The sequence below is a fragment of the Collinsella sp. AM43-1 genome (assembly GCF_003467925.1).
Classification (GTDB): Bacteria; Actinomycetota; Coriobacteriia; order Coriobacteriales; family Coriobacteriaceae; genus Collinsella.
The window spans coordinates 74,511-93,707 of the sequence record NZ_QSFR01000005.1 but is presented as its reverse complement, the minus strand read 5'-3'; the positions used below and the strand labels follow the sequence as shown (position 1 = coordinate 93,707).

20 protein-coding genes are annotated in these 19,197 nt (G+C 58.9%); 19 read left to right on the top strand and 1 reads right to left on the bottom strand.

Annotated elements, in window-relative coordinates:
• Nucleotides 1–130: 130 nt before the first annotated feature.
• The 10 genes from lspA to DW925_RS03415 all read left to right on the top strand — a co-directional run bounded on the left by lspA (nucleotide 131) and on the right by DW925_RS03415 (nucleotide 9,497).
• Complete coding sequence (gene lspA, locus DW925_RS03460) at nucleotides 131–658, top strand: signal peptidase II (RefSeq protein WP_233540221.1); 528 nt, start codon at nucleotides 131–133, stop codon at nucleotides 656–658.
• Complete coding sequence (locus DW925_RS03455) at nucleotides 658–1,671, top strand: RluA family pseudouridine synthase (RefSeq protein WP_117790370.1); 1,014 nt, start codon at nucleotides 658–660, stop codon at nucleotides 1,669–1,671. Before lspA ends, DW925_RS03455 begins: the two co-directional genes overlap by 1 nt.
• Nucleotides 1,672–1,754: 83 nt before the next feature.
• Complete coding sequence (locus DW925_RS03450; RefSeq protein ID WP_117773846.1) at nucleotides 1,755–3,050, top strand: glycosyltransferase family 2 protein; 1,296 nt, start codon at nucleotides 1,755–1,757, stop codon at nucleotides 3,048–3,050.
• A gap of 80 nt (nucleotides 3,051–3,130) precedes the next feature.
• Nucleotides 3,131–3,553 carry a prepilin peptidase gene (locus DW925_RS03445; RefSeq protein ID WP_117790369.1) on the top strand — a complete coding sequence of 141 codons (423 nt, stop codon included), beginning with the start codon at nucleotides 3,131–3,133 and terminating at the stop codon, nucleotides 3,551–3,553.
• Nucleotides 3,554–3,584: 31 nt separating this feature from the next.
• Nucleotides 3,585–4,832 carry a deoxyguanosinetriphosphate triphosphohydrolase family protein gene (locus DW925_RS03440; protein ID WP_117790368.1) on the top strand — a complete coding sequence of 416 codons (1,248 nt, stop codon included), beginning with the start codon at nucleotides 3,585–3,587 and terminating at the stop codon, nucleotides 4,830–4,832.
• Nucleotides 4,833–4,892: 60 nt separating this feature from the next.
• Complete coding sequence (locus tag DW925_RS03435) at nucleotides 4,893–6,242, top strand: replication-associated recombination protein A (protein WP_164473304.1); 1,350 nt, start codon at nucleotides 4,893–4,895, stop codon at nucleotides 6,240–6,242.
• A gap of 95 nt (nucleotides 6,243–6,337) precedes the next feature.
• A complete protein-coding gene (locus tag DW925_RS03430) occupies nucleotides 6,338–6,925 on the top strand; it encodes a hypothetical protein (RefSeq protein ID WP_117790366.1) in 588 nt (195 codons plus the stop codon).
• Nucleotides 6,918–7,295 carry an ATP-binding protein gene (locus DW925_RS03425; protein ID WP_117790365.1) on the top strand — a complete coding sequence of 126 codons (378 nt, stop codon included), beginning with the start codon at nucleotides 6,918–6,920 and terminating at the stop codon, nucleotides 7,293–7,295. Before DW925_RS03430 ends, DW925_RS03425 begins: the two co-directional genes overlap by 8 nt.
• A gap of 1 nt (nucleotide 7,296) precedes the next feature.
• Nucleotides 7,297–8,088: an RNA polymerase sigma factor SigF gene (locus DW925_RS03420; protein ID WP_117790364.1), complete on the top strand. Its 792-nt coding sequence runs from the start codon at nucleotides 7,297–7,299 to the stop codon at nucleotides 8,086–8,088.
• Nucleotides 8,085–9,497 carry an AI-2E family transporter gene (locus DW925_RS03415; RefSeq protein WP_117790363.1) on the top strand — a complete coding sequence of 471 codons (1,413 nt, stop codon included), beginning with the start codon at nucleotides 8,085–8,087 and terminating at the stop codon, nucleotides 9,495–9,497. The genes DW925_RS03420 and DW925_RS03415 overlap by 4 nt, the downstream gene beginning before the upstream one ends.
• Before the next feature lie 15 nt (nucleotides 9,498–9,512).
• On the opposite strand, the gene DW925_RS03410 is transcribed toward DW925_RS03415, so the two are convergent.
• Entirely contained in the window at nucleotides 9,513–9,950 is a 438-nt protein-coding gene (locus tag DW925_RS03410; protein WP_117790362.1) for a hypothetical protein, read from the bottom strand.
• Between the two features lie 194 nt (nucleotides 9,951–10,144).
• Between DW925_RS03410 and alaS the strand changes: the two genes are divergently transcribed.
• The 9 genes from alaS to DW925_RS03365 all read left to right on the top strand — a co-directional run bounded on the left by alaS (nucleotide 10,145) and on the right by DW925_RS03365 (nucleotide 19,194).
• A complete protein-coding gene (gene alaS / locus DW925_RS03405) occupies nucleotides 10,145–12,802 on the top strand; it encodes an alanine--tRNA ligase (protein WP_117790361.1) in 2,658 nt (885 codons plus the stop codon).
• A 17-nt stretch (nucleotides 12,803–12,819) separates the two neighbouring features.
• Nucleotides 12,820–13,248 carry a Holliday junction resolvase RuvX gene (gene ruvX, locus DW925_RS03400; RefSeq protein WP_035138185.1) on the top strand — a complete coding sequence of 143 codons (429 nt, stop codon included), beginning with the start codon at nucleotides 12,820–12,822 and terminating at the stop codon, nucleotides 13,246–13,248.
• Nucleotides 13,241–14,674: an endolytic transglycosylase MltG gene (gene mltG, locus DW925_RS03395; protein ID WP_231500808.1), complete on the top strand. Its 1,434-nt coding sequence runs from the start codon at nucleotides 13,241–13,243 to the stop codon at nucleotides 14,672–14,674. Before ruvX ends, mltG begins: the two co-directional genes overlap by 8 nt.
• 1 nt (nucleotide 14,675) lies before the next feature.
• On the top strand, nucleotides 14,676–15,173 hold the full coding sequence (locus tag DW925_RS03390; RefSeq protein WP_099431674.1) for a YqeG family HAD IIIA-type phosphatase: 498 nt from the start codon (nucleotides 14,676–14,678) through the stop codon (nucleotides 15,171–15,173).
• 8 nt (nucleotides 15,174–15,181) lie between these two features.
• A complete protein-coding gene (locus DW925_RS03385) occupies nucleotides 15,182–15,715 on the top strand; it encodes a shikimate kinase (RefSeq protein ID WP_117790359.1) in 534 nt (177 codons plus the stop codon).
• Nucleotides 15,712–16,821 carry a hypothetical protein gene (locus tag DW925_RS03380; protein ID WP_117790358.1) on the top strand — a complete coding sequence of 370 codons (1,110 nt, stop codon included), beginning with the start codon at nucleotides 15,712–15,714 and terminating at the stop codon, nucleotides 16,819–16,821. Before DW925_RS03385 ends, DW925_RS03380 begins: the two co-directional genes overlap by 4 nt.
• Before the next feature lie 132 nt (nucleotides 16,822–16,953).
• A complete protein-coding gene (locus tag DW925_RS03375; RefSeq protein ID WP_117790357.1) occupies nucleotides 16,954–18,084 on the top strand; it encodes a Xaa-Pro peptidase family protein in 1,131 nt (376 codons plus the stop codon).
• Nucleotides 18,085–18,243: 159 nt separating this feature from the next.
• A complete protein-coding gene (gene efp / locus DW925_RS03370) occupies nucleotides 18,244–18,807 on the top strand; it encodes an elongation factor P (protein ID WP_006233983.1) in 564 nt (187 codons plus the stop codon).
• 24 nt (nucleotides 18,808–18,831) lie between these two features.
• Nucleotides 18,832–19,194, top strand: coding sequence for an Asp23/Gls24 family envelope stress response protein (locus DW925_RS03365; protein ID WP_117790356.1), 363 nt, complete (start codon nucleotides 18,832–18,834; stop codon nucleotides 19,192–19,194).
• Nucleotides 19,195–19,197 lie beyond the last annotated feature (3 nt).

Below are 19,197 nucleotides of genomic sequence, written 5' to 3'. Positions count from 1 at the left end.
TGTATGATTATCTACTGCGTTAAACGTAATTCGATGTTCTTGAGGGTAGGGGATTGATTTGGGTCGTGCTGGGGATATGACGCCGCCTTTGCGTTGGCGGTTGGGTGTTGCTGGTGGGGTGGCGCTGGCTGTGCTGCTTGTTGACCAGCTGACCAAGCTTGCGGTTCGTGCCGTGGGCGACGCTTTGCATGTGACCGTCACCCCTGGTGTCATCGACTTTATGTTTGTCCGCAATATCGGTGCTGCCTTCAGCATGGGTGAGGGGCATGGTATCGCGTTTGCCGTGCTGGCGTTGGCGGTCATTATCGCTATTGTCGTGTACCTCGTTCGTGCACCTCAGCTCGCCCATCTTGAGGTTGTGGGCATGGCGATGGTTGCGGGTGGTGCTATCGGTAACGCGATCGATCGTTTGGCCTTTGGCTTCGTGACCGATTTTATTGCCACCACCTTCATTGACTTCCCCGTCTTCAATGTTGCCGATATCGGCATTACCGTGGGCGTCGTGCTCGCCCTCTTTGGCTACATGTTCTTGAGCCCCGCGGCCCGTGAGGTCGATGCGACCGCCGAGCTTAACGCCCGTGACGAGGCCCGCGCCAAGCGCAAAGCCAAGCAGCGTGGGGAGCGTGCCCGCAAGATTCGCGAAAGGAATGAGCGCTAATGGCCGACATCCATATCCTTGTTGCCGATGATGCCGCTGGTCAGCGTCTTGACGCCTATCTGGGCGCCAACGATGGATGTCCCACGCGTTCTGCCTGCGCGCATCTGATTGAGGGCGGGGCCGTAGTGGTCAATGGCGAGACCTGCTTGTCCAAAAAGTACGCCGTGCGAGCCGGTGACCGTATTTCGGTTGATTTGCCCGAGCCGCACGATCCCACCGATGTGATTCCCGAGGCCATCCCGCTCGATATCCGCTACGAGGACGACTACCTCATCGTGCTCTCCAAGCAGCGCGGCCTGGTGTGCCATCCTGCGCATGGTCATGAGAGCGGTACGCTCGCGAATGCGCTGGTCTATCACTGCGGTATCGACCATCTGGGCACCGTGCAGGGCGAGGACCGCCCCGGTATCGTGCATCGTTTGGATCGCGATACCTCGGGTCTCATGCTTGCGGCAAAGGACGACGACACCCAGCGCGCGCTCCAAAACCTTATCCGTACGCGCACGCTCGACCGCCGCTACATTACGCTCGTTCACGGGCACATCGCCATGGACGAGGGCACCATCAACACCGGTATTGCCCGTTCTACACGTGACCGTGTCAAGATGGCGGTTTCCGATGATCCTTTTGCACGCCAGGCCATCACGACCTTTAAGGTCCTTGAGCGCTTTGATTCCACGCGCTTTGATGACGGCTACACACTCGTTGAGTGTCACCTGTTTACCGGTCGCACGCATCAGATTCGCGTGCACATGCGCCACATCAACCACGCCTGCGTGGGCGATCCGCTCTACGGTAAGTGCGATGCGCGTGCCGATCAGGGTCTGACCAGGCAATTCCTCCATTCCTGGCGCGTGGCGTTCGATCATCCCGTGACGGGAGAGCGCATTGAGTGCCGCGACGAGCTGCCGTGGGATCTCGCCGCCGTCCTCGACGACTTAGCCCCGCGTTCGCTTGGTCGCACTGCTGCCGGCGACGAAATCGTACCGCAGCTCGGCCTGCTCGAAGCCTAGCCAGTATTAGGTGGTTTTTTTGAACGCCCCTAGCCTGCGGTAAGATATACGGTTGTTTACGTAACGCGTTCCTGGGAGCCTGCATGCTCGCCTTTTTACAAACCAACACACCCATCGTGATCTTCAACCAGATTGTCGTCACGCTGCTCACGGTCTGCTTCTTGTACCAGGTGGTCTTCTTTGTCATCGGTGCTCTCCGCGGCGAGGTCGCGCCTCCCAAGGCCAAAAAACTCCACCGGTATGCCTTCTTTATTGCAGCACACAACGAGGAGGCCGTTATCGCCAACCTCGTTCGCTCCATCAAGGACCAGGATTATCCGTCCGAGCTCATCGAGGTCTTTGTCGTCGCCGATGCCTGCACCGATAACACCGCGCAGCTCGCGCGCGAGGCGGGCGCTGTCGTGTACGAGCGAAACGACCTGGCCCGTAAAGGCAAGAGCTGGGTCATGGACTTTGGTTTTGACCGCATTCTTAACGAGTATCCCGATACCTTTGAGGGCTACTTTATCTTCGATGCCGACAACGTTATCTCCCGCGATTACGTCTCCAAGATGAATGACGCCTTTGACCAGGGATTCCATGTGGTCACAAGCTACCGCAACTCCAAGAACTTTGGCAGCTCGTGGATCTCGGCTGCCAACGCCACTTGGTACCTGCGCGAGGCGCGTTTCCTTAACAACGCGCGTAATATCTGCAAGACGTCCTGTGCCGTCTCGGGTTCGGGCTACCTCATCTCCGCCAGTGTTATCGAGGGTATGCACGGCTGGCAGTTCCACACGCTGACCGAGGATATTCAGTTCACCACGTTCTGCGCCATTCACGGCATTCGCATTGGCTATGCGCCGGCGGAGTTTTTTGACGAGCAACCCGTGACGTTTAAAGCGTCTTGGAAGCAGCGTATGCGCTGGACCAAGGGCTTCTACCAGGTGTTCTTTACCTACGGTAAGCATCTGGTCAAATCGACGTTTTGCTATCATCGCTTTGCCGCATATGACATGTTTATGACCATCGCTCCGGGCATGTTGCTGTCCCTGATCTCCATGCTCGCCAACGCTACCTTTCTCATCGTGGGCGGGCTTTCGCATGGCTTCTTGGCCACCGAGGTCGAGATGCAGGCTTGTGCCGCCTCGCTCATTATGACCTTCGCGATGATGTACCAGACCTTCTTTATCCTGGCGCTACTTACGACCATCTTTGAGTACAAGCACATTCATTGTGCGCAAAAGTGGCGCCTGGTGACCAACCTGTTTACCTTCCCGATCTTTATGTTCAGCTATATCCCCATCACGGTGGCAGCGCTGTTCCTAAAGGTCGACTGGGTCCCGACGCAGCACGCCGTCAACGTTACCCTCGACGAGGTCATGCAAGGCGCCAAATAACCACCATCAAAACCACCACAAAGGTGCCTGTACCTTTGTGGTGGTTTTTGCTTTTGAGCAGCTGTTCATGGAGGTGCACGATGGTCTATATCCCGTTTTGGATTTGTATCTTTGCCGGCGCGGTGATTGATGCCCGTGAGCGGCGGTTTCCCAATCAGCTTGCCGGCGCGTGTGCGGTGGCGGCGCTTGCAGGCGTTTGGCTCGACAAGGGTGTTAACACGGCGTTTGACCACGCCGGTCTTGCGGTCATCGTCTACCTTGCCCTTGTGCTTACTGAGTCACTCTGGCGTCGTGTTCGCCACGTCCCTGGCATTGGCATGGGGGACGCCAAGGCGCTCTTCGCGCTTTGCACGCTCGACCCTATGGGCGGCATCGTGGCATTTGCCGTCGCGCTCCTGGCCCTTGCCCTCTCCTGCCTCTTCACAAAATCGCGCTCCCTGCCTTTGCTGCCGTTTTTGGTGCCGATTTTTGCCATAATCGAGGTCGTGGGCTGCACATTGTAACCGATTGCGCATCCTTCTTAAGGAGCATGCCATGGCATCTAATCAAGAAACGGCCGTCATTAAGGCGCGCATGGACCGTATTCCCTCGGCGTTATCGCCCGAACTTGTCGAGCGCATTGCCGCAGATCGTGCTTCGGGCTATGTCAACCCGTACCGTTGCGACGATGACCAGGTCATCCGTCGCGTTGATCGAGCCGCAGACGAGGGCACGCTCATGCGTCCGGCCTTTATGCGCGATACCGAAAAGATTCTTCATCTGCCTGCGTATGCCCGATACGCCGGCAAAACTCAGGTCTTCAGTTTTCGCAGTAACGATGACCTGTCGCGCCGAGGCCTGCACGTGCAGCTTGTCTCGCGCATCGCGCGTGATATCGGACGTGCTCTGGGGCTCAACTGCGATCTGATCGAGGCGATTGGCTTAGGCCACGACTTGGGTCACACGCCCTTTGGCCATGCCGGCGAGCGATTCCTCAACGATATCTATCACGAGCGTACGGGTCGCTTCTTTTTCCATAACGTGCAGTCGGTCCGCGTCCTCGATGCGCTGTACGGTCGCAACGTGTCGCTTCAAACGCTCGATGGCGTGCTATGCCATAACGGCGAGTACGAGCAGCGTGTTTTTGAGCTTTCGGACATGGGTTCCTTTGACCAGTTCGACCGAACCGTCGAGGAATGCATTGCCACAGGCTATAGCGCGATTGAGCACCTGCGTCCCATGACACTCGAGGGTTGCGTGGTTCGCATCTCGGATATCCTTGCCTACGTTGGGCGCGATCGCCAGGACGCCATTGCGGCTGGCCTGCTGTCGCCCGACGCTTTTGACGACGGTCGGGGCGGCGCCTATAACAGCTGGATTCTCACGCACGCATCCATCGATATCGTTGAGCATAGCTACGGCAAACCGCGTATCGAGATGAGCGGGGACCTGTTTGAGGAGATCCGCCGGGCTAAGCGCGAGAACTACGAGAAGATCTATAGCAAGGGCGGTATCGAAGGCGACTCTGAAGCGGAACTGCGCGAGGCCTTCGAAAAGCTCTACGACCGTTGCCTGCAGGATATAAACGAGGGTGACGAGTCCTCCTACATCTTTAAGCACCACATTTCGCGTATTGAGCAGCAGCTTTCCTATTATGGCCGCACCTATGCTTGGCAGGACGACAAGGATCAGGCCGTCGTCGATTACATCGCAAGCATGACGGATGGTTATTTCTGCGAGCTGACGAGCAAATTGTTCCCAGGTCTAAAGTTTCCGCACCGCACCTATATTAACGAACGGTAGTTCGTATCCTTTCGGTATACTGTTGGTCAACAACGATTTTGATTAATGCACGGGATGGCTATGGACGACCTTTTTTCTGCTTCGACGCGCGAGCGCTCCTTTAAAAATGCGCCGCTTGCGGTGCGTATGCGCCCCAATTCGCTCGACGAGTATGTGGGCCAGCAAAAGGCCGTCGGTAAGGGCTCGTGGCTGCGCGCCGCGATTGAGCATGACGTGCTGTCGAGCGTGATTCTGTACGGCCCGGCTGGCACGGGCAAGACGACGCTGGCCCACATTATCGCCAACCATACCAAGAGCGAGTTTGTCGAGGTCAGCGCCGTGACGGGCACTGTGAAGGACCTGCGCCGCGTAATCGATGAGGCTAAGACCCGTCTGAACACCTACGACCGCCGCACCATTCTGTTTATCGATGAGATCCATCGCTTTTCGAAATCGCAGCAAGATGCCCTGCTGCATGCGGTCGAGAACCGCACCGTCATTATGATTGGCGCCACGACGGAAAACCCGTACTTTGAGGTCAACTCGGCATTGCTCTCGCGTGGGCGTGTGGTAGAGCTTGAGCACCTGAAGGACGAGGATATCGCCACGCTCATTGAGCGTGCGCTCGAGGCGCCGCAGGGTTTAAACGGTAAGTTCTCGGCCGATGAGGATACAGTCAAGACCATTTGCACGCTGGCCGCGGGTGATGCGCGCTCGGCGCTCACGACGCTCGAGCTTGCGAGTGAGATTGCCGTTACGCGTCCCGATACCGAGGGAACGCCAGCGCCGGCGGCGGGGGAACGCTATCCCATTACCGTGGATGACGTGAAGATCGCCAATCCGCGTCGTGGGTTTTCGTATGACAAAAACGGTGATATGCACTACGACATTATTAGCGCGTTCATCAAGTCCATGCGAGGCAGCGATCCCGATGCCACCATTTATTGGCTTGCGCGCATGATCGATGCGGGGGAGGATCCCAAGTTTATCGCTCGCCGCATTATGATTCAGGCTTCCGAGGATGTTGGCAACGCCGACCCGCAGGCGCTTTTGGTGGCACATGCCGCATTTAAATCTGCCGAGGTCATTGGCTATCCCGAGTGTCGCATCAACCTGGCTCAGGCTGCGCTCTATGTGTGCCTGGCGCCTAAGTCCAACGCGTGTGAGGCCTCGATCGATGCGGCGCTGGCCGATATCCACAGCAGTGGTCTTCGCGAGGTGCCCAGCTACCTGCGCGATCGTCACCGTCCCGGCAGCGACGAGTACGGTGTATACAAGTACCCGCACGATTATCCCGAAGGCTGGGTCGATCAGCGCTATTTGCCCGAGGGGTTGGAGCGCGGTGCGTTCTGGCAGCCTGCCGGCCGCGGTTGGGAAGAGTGGCGTGTGGAGCAAAGCGAGCGCGACCGTAGCGGCAACGCTCCCAAGTAGGCCATTGGCGCCTCGCGCATTCCCTTTGGGTATCTTTGCCCTTCTTTGGGGTACCATGAAAAACGTCTGTATTTCGATTCCTTCGGGAGGCTTGTATGAGTCCCATTCAAATCGCCCTGCTGGTGCTCGCCGTTGCCGGCGTGTGGGCTGTTGTCGAGCTCGCGCTCACGCTGCGCAAGACCCGCACCGTCGTCGACTCGCTCGACAAGACGGTGAGTGACCTTAACAATACGCTCGCCGAGGCACAGCCCGTGGTGGCAAAGCTCGATGGCGCCGTTGACGAGCTTACGCCGGCACTTGCCCAGGTTGAGCCGCTCCTCAAGTCGAGCAAGACTGCCGTTGATGCTCTGACGTCTAACCTCGTTGAGGTTGAGGCGGTCGTTCGCGACATCTCCGAGGTCACGGGCAGCGTGGCCGAGGCTAGCAATGCCGTATCGAGCGTGACTGATTCTGCTGCTGGCGCCGTGCAGAAGCTCTTCAATAAGGTGAAGGCTCCTGCAGCCGACGACGATCGCAAGCTCGCCGCTGCCGCCGCCGAGGCCGAGCAGCCTACTGAGCGCGTTCTGATTGACGATGACGATGCCGCTGCTGACGACGATGATGTTCAGAAGCCCGCTGCTAAGCCTGCTCAGTATTACACCTATACGCCTGCCGAGACCTCCGAGGAGTCCTGCGATGAGTAGTGAAGCAACCTGCCCCATTACGCTGAGCGTTGCCGGTGATCCGCGTCTCGCGCGCTTGGTGCGCATGACGGCCGCCAACGTCGGCGCCCTGTGCTCTATGTCCGTCGATCGCATCGAGGATATCCGCATGGCTGCCGAGGAAGCCTTCATCTTTGGGTGCACCGCGGTCGACTGCGACGACATCACGATCAATTTCGATGTGGACGAATCGCATGTGGGCATGACCTTTACCTTTGGCGACCAGGCGACCGTCGATGAAGATGACCAGGCTGCCGTGTATGCCGAGCTCATTCTTGCAAGTGTGTGCGACTCCTACGAAAAGACTACAGCGCCCCTAACGCTTTCCCTCGACCTCAAGGCGGATATCTAATATGACCGAACGTTCCCGGAGCGGCAAGACCGCTTGGGACAAGGAGAAAACCCGCGAGCTGTTTCGTCGTTATAAGGAGACCGGTGATCCGGATGCTCGCGAGCAGCTCGTCATGTCCCATATGAACCTGGTAAGGTTTCTTGCCAACAAATTTAAGAACCGCGGCGAGCCGCTCGATGACCTTTTGCAGGTCGGCTATTTGGGTCTGCTCAAGGCTATCGACCGCTTTGACCCTGAGCGCGGGCTCGAGTTCACGACATTTGCCACACCTACTATTATGGGTGAGATTAAGCGTCATTTCCGCGACAAGGGCTGGAGCGTGCGCGTGCCCCGTCGTTTGCAGGAGCTCTCGGCCAAGGTCAACCAGGCTACCGATAAGCTCACCAACGAGCTGCAGCGTTCGCCCAAGGTTGAGGAAATCGCCGAATACCTGGACGTGACCGTCGACGAGGTGCTCGAAGCCATGGAATCGTCCTCGGCTTACACCTCGGTGCCCATCGAGGCCCCCGGTGCGTCCGATTCCGATGATGCGCCTTCGATTCTCGATCGCTATGCCGACGACGACAACGAGCTCGACTTTACCGATGACCGCCTGGTAATCGAGGAAGCCATCCGCGATTTCTCGCCGCGCGAGCGCGAGGTTATCGAGCTGCGCTTCGTTAAGGGCATGACCCAGATCGAGATTGCCAAGAAGCTTGGCATCTCGCAGGTGCAGGTCTCGCGCCTGCTGCGCCGTACCCTTAAGAAGATTCAAGATAAGATTGACCCCGACGGAGTGATGATTCGTTCATGAGTGAGCACCCCCAACAAATCGACCGCACGCTTCGCGATACCCGCATTCTGACGCTGCGCATTTGGGGCGTCGTCGGCTGCATTGTCATCGCTGCCGTCATCTTTAACCTTATGGGCATCCTGGCACCGGTCATCGAGTTTCTCGCTGTCGGTTCCATCATCGCTTTTGTGATGTCTCCGATCACCAACTGGCTCGAGCATCACGGTGTCGGACGTGGCCTCGGTTCGCTCATCGCACTCATTGTGGTTGTTGCCGTGCTCGTCGGCGTCGTCTGCATCCTATCGCCTATTTTGCTCGGTCAAATCATGGAAGTCCTGAGCCGCCTGCCCGAGCAGCTTCGCGTTGCGGGTGGCGATCTCAACGAGATGCTCTCGCACGCTAAGACGCTCAACAACACGCCGCTCAAGGAGTATCTGGACGACAATCTTTCTTCGTTGGTTACCGTAGCGTCCAAGTACGTCTCGCAAATCGCTGCTGAGCTCGGCCGCGGTGTGTTTCCGCTCATTACCAACACGGCCTCGCAGCTGTTCGTCATCTTCCTGGGTCTGGTGCTTGCCTACTGGCTTGCCTGCGATTATCCCCGCATGCACCACGAGGTCTGCACCATCATCGGGCAGGAAAAGGAGACCTCGTACCGCTTTATGGTGGCCATCCTTTCGCGTTCGGTCGGCGGCTACATGCGTGGCATGGTCATCACATCGATCTGTGGCGGTTTTCTTGCCTTTATTGGTTTTACGATCATCGGCCATCCGTATGCAGCACTCATGGCTATCTTTACCGGCATTATGCACCTGGTTCCGGTTGTCGGTCCCTGGGTGAGTGCGGCGATCGCCACGGTGCTCGGCTTTATGTTCAGCCCCATGCTGGCGTTGTGGACGCTTGTCATGACCATGGTGGCTCAAAACGTCACCGATAATGTCATTTCGCCTAAGGTCATGCAGAGCTCGGTGCAGGTGCATCCCGTTATGAGCCTGACGGCTTTCGTTATCGGTTCGGCACTCATGGGTCCCATCGGCATGGTTATCGCCATTCCGCTGTGCGCGGCCCTCAAGGGCATTTTCGTCTACTACTTTGAGAACGAGACCGGTCGCCAGCTCGTGGCATACGATGGCGCCGTGTTTAAGGGCACGCCGTATCGCGATACCGAGGGCAACCCGGTCGCCGCCTACGACGCGCTTGGAGACGATACGTTCATCTATGAGTCCGAGCTCATCGGCAACGAGACCGCGCCCGAGGCCAAGGCCATGCCCAAGCCCGAACTCGATAATCCCTGGATCAAGCTTTCGGGTCTTCAGCCCGACGCGACAGGCTTTTTCAAGAACCCCTTCGCTAAGGATGACGATTCCAATACGGACGACGACACCAAAACCGGCATCGACGGTTCCATGGACGATTCGGATTCTAAATAGGCCCTGTTAGTTGAGCTACTTCTTTGCCGGTGTCGTATACGAAACCGCTATACCCGCGGCAATTGCCACGAGACAGCTCGCGATGAATCCGAACTCATACTTCAAAACGTTTGTTGCGGTCAGGGCGATAATCAACACTGTCGCAATTTGCAGAATTATCATTATTACGAAGAGATTGATTCCTTGTTTGGCCGAAGTCGCTGAGTGAGTTTGGATTTGTTGATTCAGGTTGTAGCTGACAACAAAAGCGACCAGTTCGCTTGATACGGGGCCGACTACATAGAAAAAGATTGCGTCAATGAAGCCTATGGTGTTGTAAGTTGTTTCGCCGGAAAACACAGCGTATAAAGCATATCCAAATCTTTGGTGATTCATGTATGAGTCCGAAAAGACGAAGAGCGTCAATATTGCTGCTGCCAGAAGTGCATTCAGGACAAATCGTTTGCTTTTCATCGATCGCTCCTTCCGGGTGAGTCTTATATGTAATTCTACAGCAGCCTTTTTTTCAAGGATTGCTTAGTCCTAAATAACATGCACTTTCGCTGGAGGGTCGCTGTTTGGCGGCCCTCTTTTTTGCACAGGCGCGGTGGGATGGTAATATCGTTACGTTTGAACTGTTTCGATGTGAAACCGAGGAGATTCCCTCTATGAGTGCTGACTACCCGTCAATGACTACGGCCGAGATTCGCTCCAAGTTCCTCAACTTCTTTGAGGAGCGCGGTCTTAAGCTCTATCCTTCTTCGTCCCTCGTCCCCGACGATCCTTCGCTGCTGCTTGCCAACGCCGGCATGAACCAGTTTAAGGAGTACTACCAGGGCAAGAAGACCATGAAGGAGATCGGCGCGATCTCCTGCCAGAAGTGCGTCCGCACCAACGACATCGACTGCATCGGCGAGGACGGCCGTCACCTGTCCTTCTTTGAGATGCTCGGCGACTTCTCCTTTGGCGGCGTCTCCAAGCAGCAGGCTTGCGCTTGGGCCTTTGAGCTCATCACCAAGGAGTTCAAGCTGCCGCTCGACCGCCTGTACTTCACCGTCTTTACCGAGGACGACGAGACCCATGACGTGTGGCGCTCCCTGGGCGTTGCCGAGGATCACATCTCGCGTCTGGGCGAGGACGACAACTTCTGGGCCGCTGGCCCCACCGGCCCCTGCGGTCCGTGCTCCGAGATCTACTTTGACATGGGCGAGGAGGTCGGTTGCGGCAGTCCCGACTGCAAGCCCGGCTGCGACTGCGATCGCTTCCTTGAGTTCTGGAACCTCGTGTTTACCCAGTACGACCGCCAGGAGGACGGCTCCATGCCGGAGCTGCCGCACCGCAACCTCGATACGGGCATGGGCCTGGAGCGCATGGCCGCTATCATGCAGCACAAGACCGCCAACTACGACGGCGATCTGATGCAGCACCTCATCAAGCTCGGTGAGGAGATCAGCGGCAAGACCTATGACGCCGACGATTACTCCGGCGCCAGCCGTTCCCTGCGCATCATCGCCGACCACTCCCGTGCCGTCGACTTTATGATCTCCGATGGCATCCTGCCCGGTAACGAGGGCCGCGAGTACGTCCTTCGCCGCCTGCTCCGCCGTGCCGTGTTCCACGGTCGTCTGCTGGGCATCGAGGGCGCCTTCCTGACCAAGTTTATCGACGAGGTCAACGCTCAGATGGGCGAGGCCTACCCCGAGCTGCTCAAGAACGTCGCCCTCGTCAAGGGCATTGTCGCCTCCGAGGAGGAGCGCTTCTCCACGACGCTCGACAACGGTCGCGTCTATCTGGACGAGGCTCTGTCAGCGCTTGCCGAGGGTGCTGTGCTTCCGGGCGATGTCGCCTTTAAGCTGCACGACACCTTTGGTTTCCCCATCGACCTGACCGTCGAGATCGCCGGCGTCGCTGGCCACGATGTCGACATGGACGGCTTCACCGCCTGCATGGAGGACCAGAAGGCCCGCGCTCGTGCCAATGCCAAGGGCGATGCCTGGGGCAGCTTCAACGACGTGTGGGTTGAGCTTTCGGACAAGGTTGCCGCGACCGAGTTCGACGGCTATGACAACGATGTGATCGAGGGTGCCAAGGTTGTCGCCATCGTGCGCAACGGCGAGTCTGTCGAGTCCGCTGCCGCCGGCGAGGACGTCGAGGTCGTGCTCGACCGCACCCCGTTCTACGCCGAGATGGGTGGCCAGCAGGGCGATGCTGGCGAGCTTTCCGCCGAGGGCGTCGCGCTGACCATTTCCGATACCAAGAACCACAACGGCCTGTATGCTCACGTTGCCCACGTCGCCGAGGGTACGCTGACCGTCGGTGCTACCGTGACCGCCGCGCTCGACGCCGAGCGCCGTGGCTTCCTGCGCCGCAACCACACCGCCACCCACCTGCTCGACGCTGCGCTTAAGCAGGTCCTGGGCGAGCATGTCTCCCAGGCTGGCTCGCTGGTGACGCCCGAGCACCTGCGCTTTGACTTCACGCACTTCGAGGCCCTGTCCTCCGAGCAGCTCAAGGCTGTCGAGGACCTGGTTAACCAGCAGATCTTCGCCTCCAAGCCGGTCGTGACCCGCGTCATGGGCATCGACGAGGCCAAGGCCGCCGGTGCTGTCGCCCTGTTTGGCGAGAAGTATGGCGACGTCGTCCGCGTTGTCTCCGTGGGCGCCGAGGACCAGCCGTTCTCCCGTGAGCTCTGCGGTGGCACCCATGCCGCCAACACCGCCGAGATCGGCCTGTTCAAGATCATTTCCGAGTCCTCTACGGGCTCCAACGTCCGCCGTATTGAGGCCGTGACCTCTAAGGGTGCTCTCGACTACATGGCCGACCGTCTGGCGCTCGTCGACGCCGCCGCTGCTGCGCTCAAGTGCCGCGTGGATGAGGTTCCCGCCCGCGTGGAGAACCTGCAGGCCGAGCTGCGCGAGACTTCCAACAAGCTCAAGAAGGCACTGACCGGTGGCTCCTCCGACGCTATCTCCAGCGCCATCGAGGGCGCCGTCGAGCTCGACGGCTACAAGCTCGTCGTCGCTGAGCTCCAGGGCCTTGAGGCTGCCGACCTGCGCAACGTCTGGGATACCGTGCACCAGAAGGTCGCCGGTCCTGTCGCCTGCGTCGTCGCCAGCGTGACCGAGAAGGGCACCCCGGCCCTGCTCGCCGCCGGCTCCGATGACGCCGTCAAGGCCGGTTTCCACGCCGGTAACGTGATCAAGCAGATCGCGGGCCTGGTCGACGGTCGCGGTGGCGGCCGTCCCAACATGGCCCAGGCCGGTGGCAAGAACGCCGCCGGCATCGCCGATGCCCTCGCGGCCGCTAAGACCGCGCTCGGCGCCTAAGAATCTAGGTAGTCGCTGTGGTCGCGCTTGCGCTGGACATAGGGGAGACCAGGATCGGCATCGCCGTCTCGAGCCGTGATGGCAAGATGGCGATGCCTGTCAAGGTGCTCCCGGCTGCAGAGGTCACCGGTATGGCCAAGACGTTCCGCTACCTGGTTGAGGACTATGAGCCCGATATCCTGGTAAGTGGGCGTCCCCTGACCATGGCCGGTGAGCCCGGTCCCCAGGCCGAGCGCGTTGCCGCTGTTGCGCAAAAGATTGCCGACGAGCTCGATCTTCCGTTGGAGTTTGAGGACGAGCGCCTGTCCTCGCAAGAGGCAAAGCGTATCCTGCGCGAGCAGGGCCTCAACGAAAAGCAGATGAGGGGCAAGATTGACATGATTGCCGCCAGCCTGTTTTTGCAGACGTGGCTTGATCGTAAAAACGAGGAGGTTTCGCATGCCTAGCGCTTCCGATCCGCGCCAGCCGAATTGTACACGTCAGTCGGCGTCGCGCCCTGCCCAGCCTGGCCAGCGTCCGGCACAGCCGACCCAGCGCGCAGCTCAGTCTGCCGCGCGCCCGGTGCAGTCCTCCTCTCGTTCGGCCCAACCTGTTCAACGGACGGGTCAGCAGCCTTCTGCTCGTTCGGTTCAGTATCCGGCTTCTCACGCGGCTCAGCAGCCCACTGCTCGTTCGGCTCAGCCTGCAGGCGGTGCTCGCTTTAAGCAACAGGCACCTACCCAGCGAACGCAGGCCCCCCAATCGCATTCGCATCACGCTCGCGGGTCGCATGGCGTTGCTCCGGCGACTCGCTCGAGCTACAACACGCATGCTCGTCGCGGTGCTCAAAAGAAGAGTTCTCCGGTTCCTATGATCATCGGCGTTGTGGTGGCCGTAATCGCGCTTGCTACTATCGCTTTCTTTGTCGTACCTGCCGTTAAGGGCTTCTTTGCCGGTGAGGATGCGAAAGTCGCTGCTGGCCAGCAAGTTACGGTGACCATTCCCGACGGTGCTTCGGGCGATACGATCGCCTCGATTCTCTCCGAGAACCATATCGTCGAAAATCCCAAGGATTACTACGCGGCGGTGAAAAAGCTTAACGCCGATATGTCGCTTAAGCCTGGCACCTACTCGTTCACCACACTCATGGATGCGACCAAGGTTGTTCAGCAGCTCATGGAAGGCCCCAACGCGGGCTCCAATGCGCTGACTATCCCTGAGGGTCTGACAGTCGATCAAGTCGCCGACCGCGTGGCCCAGGCCTACGACAGCATCTCTAAGGAAGACTTCCTCAACCAGGCCAAGGCCTCCAACTACGTGGACGACTATAGCTTCCTTAAGGGCGCCGCCAACGACTCGCTCGAGGGTTTTTTGTTCCCCAAGACCTATTCGTTGGGTGATTCGCCGACGGCCGATGACGTGATTCGCGCCATGCTCGATCAGTTTAAGACCGAGTACAAGTCGCTTGACTTTGCGAGCTGCGAAGCCAAGATCAAGGAGCGCTACGGTGTGGAGATGTCCGACTACGACATCGTCAACTTGGCCTCTATCGTTGAGCGCGAGGGCCTCAACGCCGATCAACGTGCACACGTGGCCTCGGTCTTCTACAACCGCCTTGCCGGCAAGCTCGACGGTCTGCGCTATCTCAACAGCGATGCGACCATGATGTATGTCACCGGTGGCGAGGTTACCGCCGACGACCTGCAGAGCGATAGCCCGTATAACACCTATAAGCACGAGGGCCTGCCACCCACGCCCATCTGCTCTCCGTCGCTCGAGGCACTCAAGGCCACGCTTGAGCCAACCGACTCCGATGACCTGTATTTCTACATTACGCAGGACGAGGAGTACTTCTCGCAAACCTACGAAGAGCATCAACTGTCTTGGAATTAGCATGAGGATTTTTAGCCCCAAACGATACGTTGCCTCGGTCGATCGCATCGACCTTGATACCCTGTGGGCCGACGGCAAACGCGCCATTCTGCTCGATCGCGATAACACTCTGGTTCCGCGCGACACCGAGCAGGTTCCCGCCGCGGTTTCCGCTTGGCTCGATACCGCCCGCGCCAAAGGCTTTAAGCTGTGCATGGTGTCCAACAACTGGCATCGCGATCAGGTCATGAGCTCTGCACGCGAGCTGGGACTCGAGGCCATCAGCCACGCCATGAAGCCCGCCCCGTTTGCCTTGAAGGCGGGTCTTAAGCGCCTTGGCGCCACGGCAGACGAGGCGGTGCTGATCGGCGATCAGCTGTACACGGACGTGTGGAGCGGTAACTTTGCCGGCGTTGACACTATTCTGGTCAAGCCGCAGGCAACCCAGGACCTGTGGTACACGCAGATCTTCCGTATCTTTGAGCGCCGGGCCCTGCGCGACCTTCCCTGCGAGGAATAGGTTTCGCCATGTCTCAGCACATCAAACACGGCTGCGACCATATCTTCTTTATCGGCTTTTTGGGCGCGGGCAAATCGACGCTCGCGCGCAACGTCGGCACTATGTTCAAGCGGCGTTTTATCGATACCGATCGTTTGGTTGTGCGTCGATGTGGCAAGTCGGTTACCGAGATATTTGAGACCGAGGGCGAGGATCGTTTTCGCGAGCTTGAGACCTCGGCACTCCGTTCGCTTCAAAGCGAGCGCAGCCTGCTGGTGTCGTGCGGGGGTGGCATCGTCGAGACGCCGGTGAACATTGAGCTGATGCATGAGATGGGTATATGCGTGTACCTCGAAGGCGACTTTGAGGACTCGTTGCGCCAGATTCGCCGCTCCGATACCCGGCCCGATTTCCGCTCGCCCGAGCACGCTGCGTGCCTGTTTGAGCATCGCCGTCCGCTGTATCGCCAGGCCGCCGATATTACCCTTGATATTCGCAACAAGTCCTTCGAGGACGTTTCCTACCTTTGTGCCGAGATGCTTTTGGAGCGTGGACTGCTATGATTCGCCGTCAACTTATCAATTTCCAAAACCGCAGTGTCGATGTCCGCGTTGGATTGGGCGCGTTCGAGGAGCTGTCGCGCATGTTTGCCTCGGCCGTGGGCAAGCCTAAGCGCGCGATGGTGGTTTGGAACGACGCTACATCCGAGCGTTTTGGCGAGGTCGTCGAGCATGCGCTGGTCGACGCCGGTTTTGCCGTGTCGCTGCTCGTCCTCGAGGTTTCTCCTGCCGGTGCTACGCTGGCCGATGCCGATACCGTCTTTGGCGCCCTGTCGGCTAACGGCATTACCTGCGACGATCTCGTTGTCGCTGTCGGTGACACGGCGACCTGCTCGGTCGTTTGTTGGTGTGCCAATCAGTGGTGCGGTCGCACCGAGTGCGCCTTGCTGCCGACGACGTTCGACGCCATGCTCACGGTTGCGACGACCATGAAGCCGCTTGTCGCCTCGTCGACGAATGCGCTTCCCGCTATCGCGTTCCGTCCCGAGCCGGGCTTGGTCGTGTGCGACCTCGACCTTGTTCGCGAGGCGGACCCCGAGGACCTCAAGCTCGGCTATGCGGTACTTGTTGGCACCATGCTTTCGAGCAGCAAGTCCCGCTGGAATCAGTTTACTGAGACCGTCCCCGAGATTCTCGCGGGCGAGGAGGTCGCGCTCGTCAATGCCGTTCAGTGGTCTCAGACTGCCCGTAAGGACGTACTGATGGCCACGAACCCGAGCGCCCGCCATGCGCTCGATTTTGGCAAGATGGGGGAGCGTACCCTGCGCGCCTGCCTGGGTAAAGCCGCGGCGCAGGTTCCTGCCTACCAGCTGCTGTCTGAGGGCATGCGCTTTGAGGCGCGCTTAGCACATGATGCCTGCGACTTTGATATCGATTACGTCTTTGAGGTCGATGACTGCCTGGAGGACTTTGGTATCGAGGAGCTTGCCTTCGATCTGGAGCCTGCCTCATATATCGAGGAGTTCCGCAGGCAGCAGTTTGACCGCTCGAACCGTAGTATGTTGCCGCTGCCCGCGGCACTCGGCGCCATTCGTCTAACGAGCGTTGAGGACGAGGTCCTCGACCGCCATGCTCACGCCTACTTGGCTTCTCGCAAAGAACTTCTCTAGGATTTATTGACATACATCGTCTTTCGTATCATGTTGAGGGGCGGGTTTCCAATCGGTTGCGAATCGCGCGCGATTCCGTCGTTCGGTTGAGACCCGTTCCGTCTTTATAGAGACAACAAGAAAGGAATCTGCATGTCAGAGTTTGCTGCCGGTCCTGCCGGTCGTATCGAGCGTGTCCGTGTCCTGATGGCTGAGCGCGGCTACGACGCTATCGTGGTTCGTGACGAGGCCAATCTTCGTTGGCTTACGGGCGTGAAGGGCGTCTTCGATTACACCTTCGAGTTCCCGCACGCGGCGTTTATTACGGCTGACCAGTGCCTGTTCCATACCGACTCGCGCTACCTCAACAGCTTTGAGGAGAACACGCCCGCCGGCAGCCCCTGGGTCTACGACATGGACGAGGGCACCATCCCCGGTTGGGTCGCCGGCAAGATCGCGGCCAACAAGTGCCGCGTCTGCGCTGTCGAGGACGACATGCAGATCAACTTCTACCAGGGTATTCAGCGTGGCCTGGAGGATCGTTCCGTCGCCTGCATGCTGCCGCTGATGCATGACGACATTCGCAAGATGCGCGCCATCAAGGACGCCGAGGAAATCGAGCTCATGCGCCATGCGCAGTCGATCACCGACGCCGCCTTCCAGCATATGCTCGGCTTTATTAAGCCCGGTATGACCGAGAAGCAGGTTCGCAACGAGCTCGAGAACTTTATGTTCGCCAACGGCGCCGACAGCCTGGCCTTCGGCTCCATCGTGGCATGCGGCTCCAACACCGCCAACCCGCATGCCGTCCCGAGTGATCGCGTGATCGAGAAGGGCGACTTCGTCCTCATGGATTACGGCGCGGGCTACTGCGATTATCGTTCCGACATGACGCGCACCGTCGTGATGGGCGAGCCCACCCAGGAGCAGCTCGACCTGTACGCGCTCGTACGCCGCACCCACGAGGAGTGCGTCGCCGCTATCCATCCGGGCGTCGAGGGCAACGACATTTTCAAGCTTTCCAAGAAGATCATCGGCGATGCCGGTTATGGCGATTACTACAACCATGGTCTGGGCCACGGCGTCGGTATCGACATCCACGAGCTGCCCAACTTTAACCGCAGCAAGAATATCATCGAGGTTGGCTCGGTTATCACCATGGAGCCCGGTGTCTACCTGCCCGGCGTGGGCGGCGTGCGCCTGGAGGACTACGGCGTGGTCACCGAGAACGGCTACGAGCCCTTCACCAAGACGCCGCATGACCTCCACGTCATCGATTGCTAGCTCATTTCGATAGATTTTTGAGGCGGGGCGTTCGGATAGATTCGGACGCCCCGCGTTCTCTTTTTATGCGCTCGCTGCAGGCGCCGTCTGCAAGTGTATAATTTTGGTCGTATGTAATTTGGACGCTTGTGCGTTCTGCCCATAACAAGAAAGGTCGCTATGCCTACCATTTCTACCGCCGACTTCAAGAACGGCCTCGGTCTCCGCATTAAGGACAAGGTCTACACCATCGTCGAGTTCCAGCATGTCAAGCCGGGCAAGGGTGGCGCATTTGTGCGCTACAAGACCCGCGACATCAAGAGCGGCCGCGTCGTCGAGAACACCTGCAACGCCGGCACCAAGTTCGAGAGCGTCATGCTCACCACCCGTGAGTTCCAGTACCTCTACAACGATGGCACCGACTACATCTTCATGGACAACGAGTCTTACGAGCAGGTTCCCGTTCCCGAGGACATGGTGGGCGAGAATTCCAAGTGGCTGCGCGAGAACGACATCTGCCAGCTGCTCTTCGCCGACGATGAGCTCATGGGCGTGACCCCGCCGATGTTCATCGAGACCACCATCGTCCAGACCGACCCGGGCTTTAAGGGCGACACCGTCCAGGGTTCCACCAAGCCGGCCACGATCGACACCGGCGCTGTCATCCAGGTCCCCATGTACCTCAACGAGGGCGAGGTCATCAAGGTTGACACCCGCGACGGCAAGTTCGTCTCCCGCGTCTAGCAACCAACTCTTCTAGGAGGACTCATGCCCCAGGAAATCAAGATTGACGGCATCGGCATTTCGCCCGATGTTCTGACCGCCATCGTCTCGCGCGCCGTGTCGGATGTCGAGGGCATCGCCTCCGTTGGCGTCAAGGACCTTGCCACCAACCTTGTCTCCATGATGCTCTCGTCCAAGGCCCCGGCTTCCGAGCCGGCGGTCGAGGCCGAGGTCGTCGGCGACAAGCTCGCACTCACCGTGCGTGTCGTGGTGTTCTTTGGCTATCCGTTCAAGAAACTCGCCGAGGCCGTTCGCGCAGCCGTGGTCGCCGCCATCGATGCCCAGGTGGGCGTCGAGGTCGACCGCGTTGACGTTTGCATCGACGGTCTCGTTTTCCCCAAGGAGTAACCT